Source organism: Kitasatospora sp. NPDC048194 (genome assembly GCF_043202455.1).
GTDB lineage: Bacteria > Actinomycetota > Actinomycetes > Streptomycetales > Streptomycetaceae > Kitasatospora.
The window spans coordinates 210,135-224,155 of sequence record NZ_JBIDAK010000008.1 but is presented as its reverse complement, the minus strand read 5'-3'; the positions used below and the strand labels follow the sequence as shown (position 1 = coordinate 224,155).

The following is a 14,021-nucleotide window of genomic DNA, read 5'->3' as shown; positions in this document are numbered from 1 at the left end:
GGGCGGCCGCGGCAGGGCACGGCCGTGGCACGGCACGGCACGGCGGAGGCGGGGGAGGCGCGATGCGGGCAGGCGCGGAGCGGGGAGGCGCGGAGCGGGGATCGCCGCACCCGGGGTCGGGCGCGGGGCACCCGTCGCGAACCGCCGCACAACCACGAGCCGCCGCTCCGTCGCGAACCGCCGGTTCGCCGGGGCCGGCGGCGGCCGGTCGTCCGCACCCCGCCCCCGGAGGCCCCGTGACCAGCCCGACCAGCCAGACCAGCTCGACCAGCCCGACCGCCCCGTCCGCGCCGCGCCCCCGAGCCGTCCAGGCGCTGCGCACGGCCGCACGGGCGCTCGGGCGGTGCGCCGTCCTGACCGCGCTGGTACCGGTCGGGGTAGGGCTGTGCGTGACGTACCTGGCGTCCTTCGTGCTCTGGGGCTGCCTCGGGATCTTCCCGCTCTTCCCCCTGGCCACCCGGATGCTCCGGGCCGCCGCCGGCGCTGCCCGCTGGGCGTCCGGCCACTGGTCGCAGGTGCCCGTACCCGTGCCGTACCAACCGCGGCCGGCGCTGGAGCGCACCCTTCACGGCTGGTTCTGGACCGGCCACGACTACCACAGGAACCGCCGGTTCGCGGCCCTGGCACTCACCCTCCGCTGGATGTGGACCGACCCGGCGACCTGGCGGGACGCGCTCTGGGCGATCTCCGACCCGCTGGTCGGCGGGGCGATCGCCGCCACGCCCGTCCTGCTGGCCGCCGCCGGGCTCTACGGCCTCGGGCAGCCCCTCGTCCCGTACGACCTGCCGCTCGGCGGGTGGCCCGCCGTCCTCCTCGGGCCGGTGCTGGTCGCCGGCGGCCTCGCCCTGAGCAGGTCGGCGCTGCACCTGCACGGCCGCTGGACCCGCTCCGTGCTCGGCCCGACCGAACGCACCCGGCTGGCCCGGCGGGTCGAGCAGCTCACCGAGATCCGCCTCGACGCCACCGAGGCCCAGGCCGCCGAACTGCGCCGGATCGAACGGGATCTGCACGACGGCGCGCAGGCGCGCCTGGTGGCGGTGAGCCTGCGGCTGGGCGCGGTCGCGGCGCTGATCGACCGCGATCCGGAGCACGCCAAGAAGGTCGTCGCGGACGCCCAGGAGAACGTCACCCAGGCCCTCCAGGAACTGCGCGACCTCGTCCGCGGCATCCACCCGCCGGTGCTGGCCGAACGCGGACTCGCCGACGGCGTACGGGCGTTGGCGCTGGACGTGCCGCTGAAGGTCGACGTCCGGGCCGAACTGCGGGGCCGGGCCGAGGCGCCGGTCGAGTCGGCGGTGTACTTCGCCGTCAGCGAGGCGCTCACCAACGCCGTCAAACACGGCGAAGCCCGTCACGCCGCCGTCGAACTCACCCACGCCGCAGGGCTGCTGCGCGCCGAGGTGACCGACGACGGCCGGGGCGGGGCCGATCCGGACCGGGGCAGCGGCCTGCGGGGAATCCAGCGGAGGCTGGCGGTCTTCGACGGTACGCTCACCGTGACCAGCCCCCCGGGGGGCCCGACCAGGCTGATCATGGAGCTACCGTGCGCGTTGTCCTCGCCGAGGACCTCGTCCTCCTGAGGGACGGACTCGAACTGCTGCTGCGCGCCCACGGGCACGACATCGTCGCCGCGGTGGAGAGCGGACCGGAACTGGCCGCCGCCCTCGCCGAGCACCGCCCCGACATCGCCGTGGTCGACGTCCGCCTGCCGCCGACCCACACCGACGAGGGCCTCCAGGTCGCCCTGGCCGCCCGCCGCGAACAGCCCGGCCTGCCCGTCCTGGTCCTCTCCCAGCACGTGGAGCAGCTATACGCCCGCGAGCTGATCGCCGACGGCACCGGCGGCGTCGGCTACCTCCTCAAGGACCGCGTCTCCAAGGCCGACCAGTTCGTCGACGCCGTGCGCACCGTCGCCGCCGGCGGCACGGTCATGGACCCCCAGGTCATCACCCGCCTCCTCGCCCGCAACGCCTACGACGAGCCCCTGGCGATGCTCACCGCCCGGGAACGCGACGTCCTGGCGATGATGGCCGAGGGCCGCTCCAACGCCGCGATCGCCCAGCGGCTCCACTTCAGCGAGGGCGCGGTCAGCAAGCACACCTCCAACATCTTCGCCAAGCTGGGACTCGGCGCCTCGGACGACGACAACCGGCGGGTGCTGGCGGTGCTGGCGTACCTGAACGGGACGCGTTCGGCCTGAGGACGGTCCGGCCCCCGGCGGTCCGGCCCGAGGCGGTCCGGCCCGAGGACGGGCGCCCGCCCGCCCGGGTGACGCGGACTCGCCGTCCGGGTGACGCGGGTTTGCCGACCCGGCCGCCACGGAACGACTTCCGGCCGTACCGGCGGAGGCACCAGGCGGGTGCCCGGAACCGAGGGGTGGCATGGCGACCGCAGGCTCCCAGGAGGCTCCCCGCCAGGCGAGGGCGCTGGCGCTCGCCCGGCACCCGAAGATCTGGCTCTTCCCGGGCGTGCTGTGCTCCGTGGTGGCCGTGGTGCTCTCGCTCCTCTACATGGGCGGCATCGTCAACCCGACCGGCAACCTGCACCGGCTGCCGATCGCCCTGGTGAACGCGGACCAGGGACCGCCGCCACCGGGCCGCGCGGTGAACCTCGGCACCGAGCTGACCCGGGCGGTGGTGGCCGGCACCCCCGACGACACCGTCCACTGGCGGCAGACCGACACCGAGGGGGCCAATGACCTGCTCGCCTCCGGCAAGGTCTACGCCGCCCTGCTGGTGCCCGAGGACTTCACCGCCACCGTCACGGCGCTGGCCGCCGGCGGCGCCACCCAACGGCCCACCCTCACCGTCCTCACCAATCCGGGCCTCGGCAGCCTCGGCGCCTCGCTGGCCAGTCAGACCGCCCAGAACGCCGCCCACCAGGCCTCGATGGCGGCCGGCCGGCAACTGCTCGCCGCCGTCCCGGCCTCCAACGCCCCCGGCCCGGACGCCGGCGCCACCGCCCGGCTGCTGCTCGCCGACCCGATCACCGTCACCAGCCGGGTCGGCCACCCGATCGGCAGCCACAGCGGCCTCGGCCTCAGCGCCTTCTACTACGCGCTGCTGGCCGTGCTCACCGGCTTCATCGGCGGCAACATCATCCACAACGGCGTCGACGGCGCACTCGGCTACAGCGACAGCGAGATCGGCCCCTGGCACACCCGCCGCCCCACCGTCCCGATCAGCCGCACCCAGACCCTGCTGCTCAAGATGGTCATGACGGCCGGGATCATGCTGCTCACCACCTCCCTGGTGCTGCTCTGCACGGTCGGCATCCTCGGCATGGACGCCCCGCACCAGGCGATGCTGTGGCTGTTCGCCTACTGCGCGAGCGTGGCCGTGGGCCTCGGGGTGCAGGCGATCAACGCCGCCTTCGGCGGGATCGGACAACTGGTCTCGATGTTCGTCTTCATCGCCCTGGCCCTGCCCTCCTCCGGGGCGACCGTCCCGCTCCAGGCGGTGCCCGCGTTCTACCGCTTCCTCGGCATCTTCGAGCCGATGCGCCAGCTCAGCGACGGCATCCGGGCGATCCTCTTCTTCGACGCCCGGGGCGACGCGGGGCTCGCCCGGGGCTGGACCATGATCGCCATCGGTGTGGTGCTCGCCCTGGCCTTCGGCTTCGCGATGACCCGCTACTACGACCGCAAGGGCCTGCACCGCTGGACGCCTCAGCCGTCGGAGTAGCCGACCCGGCGCCCGAGCGGCCGTCCGTCCGACGGGCCGGGCGTCCGGCGGGCCGTCCGTCCGGCGGGTCGGGCGTCCGACGGGCCGTCCGTCCGGCGGGTCCACCGGCCCAGCCGTCCGGTCGTCCGTCCGGTCGCCCCTCCGACCACCCGTCCGACCGGCTAGAGGCTGATCCGGTCCGTACGGGTGTAGACGTTCATCGAGTCGCCGCGCAGGAAGCCGACCAGGGTCAGCCCGGTCTCCTCCGCGAGGTCCACCGCCAGCGAGGAGGGCGCGGAGACGGCGGCGAGCACCGGCACGCCCGCCATCACGGCCTTCTGGACCAGCTCGAAGGAGGCCCGGCCGCTGACCATCAGCACCGTGCCGCGCGCCGGGAGCAAGCCCTCGCGCAGTGCGTGGCCGACCACCTTGTCCACCGTGTTGTGCCGCCCCACGTCCTCGCGCAGGCACAGCAGCCGCCCCTCGGCGTCGAACAGCCCGGCCGCGTGCAGGCCGCCGGTGCTGTCGAAGACCTTCTGGGCGGCCCGGAGCCGGTCGGGCAGCGCGGACAGCAGCTCGGGGGTGACGCGCAGCGCGTCCTGCGCGACGCTCCACGGCGCGGTGGTGCGCACCGCGTCCAGGCTGGCCTTGCCGCACAGGCCGCAGGAGGAGGTGGTGTAGAAGTTGCGCTCCAGGGAGGCGTCCGGGGCGGCCACCCCGGGGGCGAGCAGGACGTCCACCACGTTGTAGGTGTTCCCGCCGTCTGCGGTGGCCCCGGCGCAGTAGCGGATCCCCGCCAGGTGGTCGGCCGCGTGCAGCACGCCCTCGCTCACCAGGAAGCCGGCCGCCAGGTCGAAGTCGCTGCCGGGGGTGCGCATGGTCACCGTCAGCGGCCGCCCGCCGACCCGGATCTCCATCGGCTCCTCGGCGGCCAGGGTGTCCGGGCGGTGGGTGGCCACGCCCTTGCGCAGCCGCAGCACCCTGCGCGGTATCGTCACTCGGCCCATCGTCGTCGGCTCCTCGGTGGTGTCGGGCGGGTGGCGTCGGTCCGCGCCGGCCGGTCCGCGCCGGTCGGGCCGTCCTGGCCCCGTCACGGACTCTACGGTCGCCGACGGTACCCGCGCGGGCCTATCCCGCGCGCCCCACCGACAGCACCTCCGCGCTGGCCGCGCCGCCCGGCGTCTCGTAGTGCACGGTGTCCCCGGCGCGACAGCCCAGCAGCGCCGTCCCGAGCGGACTGTCCGCCGTCACCAGGGTCAGCTCCCGCTCCTCCGCCAGCTCCGAGACCTCGACCGTCTCCTCGGCGCCGTCCCCGAACCGCAGGGTGACCGTGGAGCCCACCCCGACCACCTCCGCCGACGGAGCCCCGGCCGCCCCGGCCTCGCGCAGCCGCGCCTCCAGTTCGGCGATCCGCCGCTCCAGCCGTGTCACCTCCGACGCCCGCTGCAACTCGTCCGCCGCATCCGCCCGGTCCCCCACCGTGTCCCCGCCCCGCAGCGTCGCGGCCACCTCCGCCCGCTCCCTGCGCAGCAGCACCAGCTCCTCCTGTACGGCGCGCAGTCCCTCGGCACTGATCGGTTCCGGCCCACCGCTCATCGCAGGCTCCCGGCTCTCTCACGGAACGCTCGAACTCGGCCGCCTCCCATTAGCCCACCCCGCCGCACCCCGGGCAAATCCTCGGCCGGGGCGGGCCCGGAACGGGACCAGAACGGGCCCGGGACGGGATCGGGACGGGCTCGCGACGCGCGGCCCGCCCGGCCAAATCCGCTGCCGGCAACGGGCGGTGGGGGTGGCGGTGATCACCTTCGCCGACCGGGGCGCGGGGGAAAGCGCAGGTGGGAGCGGTGAGGGAGGCGGGTGGAGGAGGGACCGGCCGCGGGGGCGGGCGCGGGCGAAGCTACCATGTGGGCAACACCCTCAGCTCGAAAGATGGACTTGTGACTGTCAACGACGACGTGTTCACGGACTGGAAGAACCGCGAGGAGATCGCGGAGTCGATGATCCCGATCATCGGGCGGCTGCACCGGGAGAAGGACGTCACGGTCCTGCTCCACAGCCGGTCCCTGGTGAACAAGTCGGTGGTCAGCATCCTCAAGACGCACCGCTTCGCCCGGCAGATAGCCGGCGAGGAGCTCTCGGTCACCGAGACCATGCCGTTCCTGCAGGCGCTGACCACCCTGGACCTCGGCCCCTCGCAGATCGACCTCGGGATGCTCGCCTCGACCTACCGGGCGGACGACCGCGGTCTGTCGGTCGAGGAGTTCACCGCCCAGGCCGTCGCCGGCGCCACCGGCGAGAACAAGCTGGAGCGCCGGTCCGCGCAGGACGTCGTGCTGTACGGGTTCGGCCGCATCGGTCGCCTGGTCGCCCGCCTGCTGATCGAGAAGGCCTCCGGCAACGGCCTGCGCCTGAAGGCCATCGTGGTGCGCAACGGCGGCGGCGACGACCTGGTCAAGCGCGCCTCGCTGCTGCGCCGGGACTCCATCCACGGCCAGTTCCAGGGCACCATCACCGTCGACGAGGCGAACAACAAGATCGTCGTCAACGGCAACGAGATCACGGTGATCTACTCCGACGACCCGAGCAAGGTCGACTACACGGAGTACGGGATCAAGGACGCGATCCTGATCGACAACACCGGCAAGTGGCGCGACCGCGAGGGCCTGTCCAAGCACCTGCGCCCCGGCATCGCGAAGGTCGTGCTGACCGCCCCGGGCAAGGGCGACGTGCCGAACATCGTGCACGGCGTCAACCACGACATGATCAAGCCGGACGAGCAGATCATCTCCTGCGCCTCCTGCACCACCAACGCCATCGTCCCGCCGCTGAAGGCGATGGAGGACGAGTACGGCGTGATCCGCGGCCACGTGGAGACCGTCCACTCGTTCACCAACGACCAGAACCTGCTGGACAACTACCACAAGGCCGACCGCCGCGGCCGCTCCGCGCCGCTGAACATGGTGATCACCGAGACCGGTGCGGCCTCGGCCGTCGCCAAGGCCCTGCCGGACCTCAAGGCGAAGATCACCGGCAGCTCGATCCGCGTGCCGGTGCCGGACGTGTCCATCGCGATCCTGAACCTGCAGCTCAAGCGCGAGACCACCCGCGAGGAGGTCCTCGACTACCTGCGGGACGTCTCGCTCACCTCGCCGCTGAAGCGCCAGATCGACTTCATCGACTCGCCCGACGCCGTCTCCAGCGACTTCATCGGCTCGCGCCACGCCTCGATCGTGGACGCCGGCGCGACCAAGGTCGAGGGCGACAACGCGATCCTGTACCTGTGGTACGACAACGAGTTCGGCTACTCGTGCCAGGTCGTCCGGGTCGTCCAGTACATCTCGGGCGTCGAGTACCCGACCTTCCCGGCTCCGGCGGCCTGACCGGCCGACCGCACGGTGTCGACGGGGCGGTGACCGATCGGTCGCCGCCCCGTCGGCGTTTCTCCGGCTGCCTGCGGAACTCGGCCCTGCGCGCCTGGTGGGGTGGGGCGGTTCGTGTGCGGGGAGGCCGGGGCGGGTGGGGTGGGGGGTGGTCGCTATCTTGAGGGGGCACGGACAGGTGAGAGGGAGCGGGCATGGGGATGGGCATGGGGATGGGCATGGGGCTGGGTGGGCGGCGGATGGCTGCCGGGGTGGCGGCCGGGGTGCTGGTGGGGGTGCTGGCCGGGTGCTCCTCGGGGGGATCGGAGGGGGCCAAGGGCGCGTCGGGGGCGGCGAGTCCGGCGGTGACGAGTGCGACGGGCGGTACGGGCGGTACGGGCGCGGCCTCGGCGTCGGGCTCGGCGGTGGTGCCGTCCGCGTCCGGGGCCGCGCCGTCGGCGGCCGGGACCGCTTCGGGCGGGGCTGCTGCGGGCGGGGCTGCGGCTCCGGTGCCGTCGGCCGGTGGGGCGACGCCGGGGGCGGATCTGGAGGCGGCGCTGCTGGACGACAAGGTGGTCGGGCAGGTGCTGCCGGACGCCAGGGCGATGGCCGGGTGGGACGAGGAGAAGCGGAAGGTCGACAGCGCGGACCACGCCGTCACCTGCACGGCGTCGGCGCCGTGCACCGGCAAGCCGCTCAGCGGGTCGGTGCGGTTCTCCTCGGGTGACCTGGTGGCGCGCTTCCTGGTGGACACCCTGCCGAGCCGGGACGCGGCGAGGAGCCGGCTGAAGGAGACCTACGCGTCGTACCCGGTCGGGCCGTTCCACAAGGTCGACACCCCGGTGCTGGGCAGCGAGAGCCAGGCCTTCGTCGGGCCGCTCTCGGCGGGGGACGGCGTCAGCATCGTGGTCCGTTCGGGCACCGTGGTGGCGAGCGTGACCACCGAGGGCGGGCCGGTGGACGTGGCCGGGGCGCGGCGGTTCGCGGCGATGCTGGTCAAGCGGATCGAGCAGGCCCAGGCGGGGAGGACGCCGGACGCCGGGCTCGGCCCGGCCTGACCGGTTCCTACAGTCCGAGTGCCAGGAGGGTGTCCACCGCGCAGTGCGGTACCCGCCAGCCGGGCAGCAGGCTGCCCGGCCCGGTCAGGTTGGCGCAGCCGGTGATGACGGCGGCCTCGGCGGCGAGCAGGTGGTCCGCGAGGACGAAGACCACTCCGTCCACCGTGCCCGGGCCGACGAGGATCCGGGCGTGGTCGATCCGGGCCGCCCCGCCGAGGGCGCGCGCCAGTCCGGCGCGGAGGGCCTCCGGGGTGGGCGGCTGCTCGACCCCCGGGGTGTCGTCCGGGGCGCGGAGGTGGAAACGAATCGCGTGCACGGTACCAAGACTGACGGATCGTCGGGCGCGTGGCGACCTCGGGGACTGTCAGGAAACTGTCAGGCAGCAAGTTGTCACCCCCCTCGCGGGGGCGGCGGCCGACCGCCATGGCGGGGGCGGGCGTCGGGCGCCCGCCCCCGCGAGGCTGCTCCTCCCCGGTCAGCAGGGGCCGTCGTCGGCCCAGACGCCCCACTGGCCGCTGGCGCTCGGAACCTCGTTCAGCGTCCACCACTTGGCGTGGTAGTTCCGGCCGTTGTACGAGACCTTGTTTCCCGTGGTGTACGTGGTGCTCGCGCTCCACGCCGGGGCGGTGCAGGTGCCCGGGCTGGAGGGCGGCGTGGTCGGCGGGGTGGTGGGAGGCGTGGTCGGGGGCGTGGTGGGCGGGGTGGTGGGCGGGGTCGCCCCGGCGAACTTCACGGTGTACTTGGTGAAGTCCCAGTCGCTCTGCGCCACGCTGGAGCAGGAGCCGGACAGGCCCGGGTCCACGGTGCCGGGGCACTGGCGGTCCCGGTTCACCGACCAGTAGGTGTACCGGGCCAGGCCGTGGGCGGTGGCGAAGTCCAGCACGGTCTGGAAGTCCGCCTGGCGGAAGTACTCGGCGGCGTCGGTGCGGCCGTTCATCATCGACACGCCCTCGTGGGCGTAGGCGGTGGCCTCGTTCCAGCCGAAGGTGGTCTGGAGGATCTGGTTGAACTTGACCAGCGCGTCGGTCTGCGCGGCCGCGCCGTTGAAGCCGCCGTCGAAGGGCATGATCGAGAAGTTGTTCGGCGTGAAGCCCTGGGACTTGGCCTCGTTCAGCATCTGGGTGCCGAACCAGCCGGTGCCGGCGGTCGTCCCGGCGGTGGTGATCGAGACGTAGAGCCCGGGGTTGTTCTGCTGGAGGATGCGGGCGGCGCCGATCTCGTTGTGGATGGCGGCGGTGTTCTCGTACTCGGGCTCCTCCAGGTCGAAGTCGATCGCCTTGAGGTTGTACTTGGTGATCACCTTCTGGTACCCGGCGGCGGTCGCCTCGGGCGTGCCGCAGACCTGGCCCAGCTTGGTGCCGCCGTACCCGCCGACCGACACCGAGACGTCCCCGCCCTTGCCGCGGATCGTCTGGATCACCGCCGGCATGGTGGTGTCGCCGTCGATCGAGGAGGTGCCGCCCCAGGCGGGCGAACAGCTGTTGCCCTGGGCCAGGATGAAGGCCAGTTGGAAGGCCTTCTGCCCGGTCGCGTCCATCACGGCGGCGGCGTCCGGCGGACTGTTGTCCTCGGGCATCAGGTACGGCGCCGAGGCGTACCAGTTGCTGCCCAGGCCGGTGGTGGCGACGGTGTCGGCCGAGGCCGCGCCGGAGCCGGCCAGCGCGCCGGCACCTCCGGCGACCAGCCCGAGCACCCCGGCCACGGCGAGCGCGGCCCGGGACCTGCGCGAGGTCGGTGCGGCGGGCCGCTGCGCGGGGAGCGGGGGGAGCTGTGGGGGAACAGCGCGTTCCATCGGAGGCCTTTCCAGGAAACGGCGGTGGGGGAGACGGCCTGCTCACGCCGGACGTGGGGGTGGCGTGACGGCCGAAGGGGCCGTCGGCGTGGAGATGTTGCCGAGGGCCCTCACTGGTATAGACCTGTCGGGGAAGGGTGGTCAACCCCCGGAACGGTCAAGCCGCCCGCAGCCGGGCCCCGGAGGGTCCGCGGCAGACCCGGACGGGCTGAGGGCTGGTCAGGCCGGCACCGGTGCGCCCGCGGCCGCCCGTACGCCCGCGAGGAGCCCGCTGACCGCCGGGGACCAGGGCCGCCCGGCCGGGCCGGTGAGGGTGAGCGTCCGGTGCACGGCCGGGCGGATCGGCACCAGGACGCACTCCGGCGGCAGCATGGTCAGCGCCAGCGCCGGCATCACCGAGACCCCGACGCCGGCGTGCACCATGCCGATCAGGGTGTTGAGGTCGCGGATCCGGTGCCGGGGGCTGAAGCGGGTGCCGGCCCGCCGGTAGGCCTCGCGGATGTGGTGCTCGCAGCCGCCCTCGGAGAGCAGGAAGTCGTCGTCCTCCAACTCGCCCACGTGGATAGTGTCCTGCCCGGCGAGCGGGTGGTCCCGGCGCAGCAGCGCGTGCATCGAGTCGGCGCCGAGCGGAACCGCCCCCGGCGGCAGCGGGTCGGCGTCCACCAGCACGGCGGCGTCCACCGTGCCGGCCTCCAGCCAGGTGGTCAGCTCGGCGTCCTCCCCCTCGAAGAGCCGCACGGTGACCTGCGGGTGCGCCGCCTTCCAGTCGCGCAGCAGCCCGGGCATCAGGGCCTGGCAGACGGTGGTCGGCGCGGCCAGCCGCACGGTGCCGGTGAGGCCGCCGGTGTGCCGGGTGGCGATGGTGCGCACCGCGGCGGCGGAGGCGACCGCGGTACGGGCGTGCGGCAGGATCTGCTCGCCGAGCGGGGTGGTCCGGCACGGGGTGCCGCGGTGCAGCACGGGGGAGCCGAGGGAGCGTTCCAGCGCGGCGACGGCGTGTGAGACCGCGGACTGGCTGATGCCCAGCTCGTCGGCGGCCGCGCCGAAGCCGCCGGTGTCGGCGACCGCGACCAGCGCCCTGAGCTGGGCGACGTTCACCTCCGACGCCATGAGACTTCCTCATCCTCCCGGTACCGCCACTTGTTGGACTCATGCTCCGCCGCCGGGCCACCCTCTGTCCAGAGCGGCGGCCGCCCGGCGGCGCGGCCGTTCGGGACGACGGAGTGGAACGGACGGGGAGGTGGTCGGGGTGCGGCGCTGGTTGCCGGGCTTCGTGGCGCTGTCGGCGATCTGGGGCGCGAGCTTCGCCCTGATCAAGGTGGCGGTCGACGCGGGGGTGCCGCCGGTCTGGGTGGCGCTCTGGCGCTGCCTGCTGGGCGCGGTCACGCTGTGGGCGATCCTGCTGCTGCGCGGTGAGCGGGTGCCGCGCGACCGGGCGGTGTGGGGGCACTCGGCCGCGGTCGCGGTGCTGCTCAACACCGTGCCGTTCGCCCTGTTCTCCTTCGGTGAGACCAGGGTGAGTTCGGTGCTGGCCGGCGTGATGAACGCGACCACCCCGCTGTTCACCCTGCTGTTCGCGGTGCTGACCGTCCCCGAGGAGCGCCGCCCGGGGGCCCGTCGGCTCGGCGGACTCGCGCTGGGCTTCGTCGGCGTGCTGACCGTGCTGGGGGTCTGGCGCGGCCTCGGCGCCGGCGCGACCACCGGCGCCCTCGCCTGCCTGGCCGCCACCTGCTGCTACGGCGCCGGGTTCGCCTACCTGCGCCGCTTCCTGTCCGGCCGCCCGGAGTCCGTGACCGCCCTGTCGGCGCTCCAGATCGGCAGCGCGGCCGCCGAGTTGGCCCTGGTCGCCCCGCTCGTCGGGGGCTTGCCGCACTGGCCGGGCGGCTCGGCGGCCGCCGCCCTGCTGGTCCTGGGCGCCCTCGGTACCGGCCTGGCGTACCTGCTGAACCTGGGCCTGGTCCGGGCGGCGGGCGCCGCCGTCGCCTCCGCCGTCACCTACGTCACGCCGCTGTGGTCCACGGCCCTGGGGGCGACCTTCCTGGCCGAGCCGGTCGGCTGGAACGCCCTGGCCGGCGGCGCCCTGGTGATCGCCGCGGTGGCCCTGGCCCGGCCGCGGCCCCCGGGCGGCAGGCGGCCGATCGCGCCCGCCGGTGCCGCCCCCGCCGGGGACACGGCCGCCGCCGGCACCCGCGCCGCCGCCACGCCCGCCGTCGACACCCACATCACCGGCACCCCCGCCGCCGACACGCCAGCCGCCGGCACCCCCGCACCCTCCGCCGCGCGCCCGTGACGCCGTCCGGAGGCGGGTCGCCCGACGCTATCTGACGTTCCGTGCTCGGCGGATTACGGCTCGTGCCCGATCGCCCGCTATCGTGGCGCGGGTGAGGTCGTGGGATGCCGCGGTGGAGCGGGCACAGGGGCGGTTGGCGGCGGGAGAGCGGCTGCGGGCGGCGGCGGAGGGGGAGGAGCGGCGGTTCGCCCTGTGGGACCTGGCGTCCCTGGTGGAGGGCGAGCTGGCCGAGCTGGTCGACCCGGACGGGCTGGCGCCGGAGGCCGAGCGGGGCTGGCGGGAGCGGCTGGGGGAGAGCGGGCGGGAGTGGCCCGGCGGGGAGCTGTACCGGCGGCGCTACTGGATCCGGGACGAGCACGGGGAGGACGTCGGCACCGTCGCGGTCGACAACTGGACGAAGGGGCCGAGCCAACTGGCCGTCAGTTCCCTGTACGTCCGGCCGGGCTCGCGCGGACGAGGGCTGGCGGCCGCCGCGCTGGACGAGGTGTACGCGGCGGCCGCCGCCGAGGGGCTGCCGGGGTTCCGGCTGGAAGCGCACTGGAGCTGGCAGCCGGCGGTCCGGTACTACCTGCGCCGGGGGCTCTGGGTGGTGGGCTGGAAGCGGTCGCTGTCGCTCGCCCGGATGCCGCAACTGCCGTCGTACCGGGTGCGCGAGGAGGACGGGCGGCTGCTCCTGCTGGTCGCCGACCGGCAGCGCGGCTGGGTGCCGATACTGGCCGCCGGTCGGGAGGGCCGCTGGCTGCGGCTGGACGAGACCGCCGACTACCGGAGCTGCGACGCCTGGGTGCACGAGTACGCGCGGTCCACGCTGGCGCTGCACCTGGCACTCGCCGGGTGGCCGATGGTGCGCGGGCCGCAGTGGTGGGCGGAGGCGTGGCGCTGGGCGGAGGCGGGGGAGCCGGAGGGCCTGGCGCACCGGATCGAGCAGTTCGAGCAGGAGGCCCGCGGCACGGGCCGCCGGACGGTGGGCCGGTGCCGCCCGGTTCCGGCGCCGGAGGCGACCGCACAGCTGGCAGACTCGGGGGATGGCTGAGATCGAGATCGACGGTACGCCCGCCGACCCGGCGCGGCTCGCCGCCCTGGGACTGCTCAACTACGGACACTTCACCACCATGCGGGCGGAGGCGGGCCGGGTGCGCGGTCTGGGGCTCCACCTGGACCGGCTGGTCCGGGACTGCCGGACGCTGTTCGGCGCAGACCTGGACCGGGCGGCGGTCCGGGAGCGGATCCGCGCCGTCCTGCCCGCCGACGACGGGCCGGTGATCGTCCGGGTCACCTGCTACGACCCGGCCCTCGGCCTGGAACGCCCCGCCGCACCCGCCGTGCCGGCCCTGCTGGTGACCACCCGCCCGGTCGCGGCGGCCGAACCCGGGCCGCTGAGGGTGCGGACGGCGGTGTACCGGCGGGAGTTGCCGGAGGTGAAGCACGTCGGCCTGTTCGGCCTGGTCCACCACCGTCGGCTGGCCCAACTCGCCGGTTTCGACGACGCGTTGCTGACCGACGAGGACGGCCGGGTGACCGAGGGCGCCACCTGGAACATCGGCTTCCTGGCCGGGGAGCGCCTGGTGTGGCCCGAGGGCCCCGGTCTGCGCGGCGTCACCGAGGCGCTGCTGGCGGGCGCGTACGGCGGCCCGCAGTCCCGCGAGCCCGTCCCCGCCGACGCACTGGCCGCCTTCGACGCGGCGTTCGCCGTCAACGCGGGCGTGGGCGTGCGGCCGATCGCCGCCGTGGACGGCACCGCCTTCGACCCCGCCCACCCCCGGCTCGCCGAACTGCGCGCCGCCTACCAGGGAGTCGCCGCCGAGACGGTGTAGGCGCCCGTCGGCCCCTCCCCGACGGCGGCCCCCGGGGGGCGGGCTC

General features: G+C 74.6%; 13 protein-coding genes. 8 read left to right on the top strand and 5 right to left on the bottom strand.

All coding sequences use genetic code 11. The features are described from left to right. Window positions 1–236 precede the first annotated feature (236 nt). From ACGF07_RS13585 to ACGF07_RS13575, 3 genes are all read left to right on the top strand, one after another. Entirely contained in the window at window positions 237–1,580 is a 1,344-nt protein-coding gene (locus ACGF07_RS13585; RefSeq protein WP_392898224.1) for a sensor histidine kinase, read from the top strand. After that, window positions 1,544–2,200, top strand: a complete 657-nt coding sequence (locus ACGF07_RS13580) for a LuxR C-terminal-related transcriptional regulator (RefSeq protein WP_392898221.1) — start codon at window positions 1,544–1,546, stop codon at window positions 2,198–2,200. The genes ACGF07_RS13585 and ACGF07_RS13580 overlap by 37 nt, the downstream gene beginning before the upstream one ends. A gap of 181 nt (window positions 2,201–2,381) precedes the next feature. Beyond that, the gene (locus ACGF07_RS13575) at window positions 2,382–3,683 is read left to right on the top strand and encodes a YhgE/Pip domain-containing protein (RefSeq protein ID WP_392898218.1); all 1,302 of its coding nucleotides are present in this window, start codon (window positions 2,382–2,384) and stop codon (window positions 3,681–3,683) included. Window positions 3,684–3,844: 161 nt separating this feature from the next. On the opposite strand, the gene fdhD is transcribed toward ACGF07_RS13575, so the two are convergent. After that, on the bottom strand, window positions 3,845–4,669 hold the full coding sequence (fdhD, locus tag ACGF07_RS13570; RefSeq protein WP_392898215.1) for a formate dehydrogenase accessory sulfurtransferase FdhD: 825 nt from the start codon (window positions 4,667–4,669) through the stop codon (window positions 3,845–3,847). Between the two features lie 121 nt (window positions 4,670–4,790). Then, the gene (locus tag ACGF07_RS13565) at window positions 4,791–5,258 is read right to left on the bottom strand and encodes a GreA/GreB family elongation factor (protein ID WP_392898212.1); all 468 of its coding nucleotides are present in this window, start codon (window positions 5,256–5,258) and stop codon (window positions 4,791–4,793) included. Between the two features lie 341 nt (window positions 5,259–5,599). On the opposite strand from ACGF07_RS13565, the gene ACGF07_RS13560 reads away from it, so the two are divergent. Then, a complete protein-coding gene (locus tag ACGF07_RS13560; RefSeq protein WP_392898210.1) occupies window positions 5,600–7,042 on the top strand; it encodes a glyceraldehyde-3-phosphate dehydrogenase in 1,443 nt (480 codons plus the stop codon). Window positions 7,043–7,236: 194 nt separating this feature from the next. Next, complete coding sequence (locus ACGF07_RS13555; protein ID WP_392898207.1) at window positions 7,237–8,079, top strand: hypothetical protein; 843 nt, start codon at window positions 7,237–7,239, stop codon at window positions 8,077–8,079. 7 nt (window positions 8,080–8,086) lie between these two features. On the opposite strand, the gene ACGF07_RS13550 is transcribed toward ACGF07_RS13555, so the two are convergent. From ACGF07_RS13550 to ACGF07_RS13540, 3 genes are all read right to left on the bottom strand, one after another. Beyond that, window positions 8,087–8,395, bottom strand: coding sequence for a hypothetical protein (locus ACGF07_RS13550; protein ID WP_392898204.1), 309 nt, complete (start codon window positions 8,393–8,395; stop codon window positions 8,087–8,089). Window positions 8,396–8,554: 159 nt separating this feature from the next. Further along, the gene (locus ACGF07_RS13545) at window positions 8,555–9,871 is read right to left on the bottom strand and encodes a carbohydrate-binding protein (protein WP_392898201.1); all 1,317 of its coding nucleotides are present in this window, start codon (window positions 9,869–9,871) and stop codon (window positions 8,555–8,557) included. A gap of 219 nt (window positions 9,872–10,090) precedes the next feature. Further along, window positions 10,091–10,981 carry a LysR family transcriptional regulator gene (locus ACGF07_RS13540; protein ID WP_392898198.1) on the bottom strand — a complete coding sequence of 297 codons (891 nt, stop codon included), beginning with the start codon at window positions 10,979–10,981 and terminating at the stop codon, window positions 10,091–10,093. A 139-nt stretch (window positions 10,982–11,120) separates the two neighbouring features. On the opposite strand from ACGF07_RS13540, the gene ACGF07_RS13535 reads away from it, so the two are divergent. From ACGF07_RS13535 to ACGF07_RS13525, 3 genes are all read left to right on the top strand, one after another. Then, window positions 11,121–12,161 (top strand): DMT family transporter, encoded by a 1,041-nt coding sequence (locus ACGF07_RS13535; RefSeq protein ID WP_392898196.1) that lies wholly within the window; start codon window positions 11,121–11,123, stop codon window positions 12,159–12,161. A gap of 91 nt (window positions 12,162–12,252) precedes the next feature. Continuing rightward, window positions 12,253–13,194 carry a GNAT family N-acetyltransferase gene (locus tag ACGF07_RS13530; protein WP_392898194.1) on the top strand — a complete coding sequence of 314 codons (942 nt, stop codon included), beginning with the start codon at window positions 12,253–12,255 and terminating at the stop codon, window positions 13,192–13,194. After that, a complete protein-coding gene (locus tag ACGF07_RS13525) occupies window positions 13,187–13,975 on the top strand; it encodes an aminotransferase class IV (RefSeq protein WP_392898192.1) in 789 nt (262 codons plus the stop codon). Before ACGF07_RS13530 ends, ACGF07_RS13525 begins: the two co-directional genes overlap by 8 nt. Window positions 13,976–14,021: the final 46 nt, after the last annotated feature.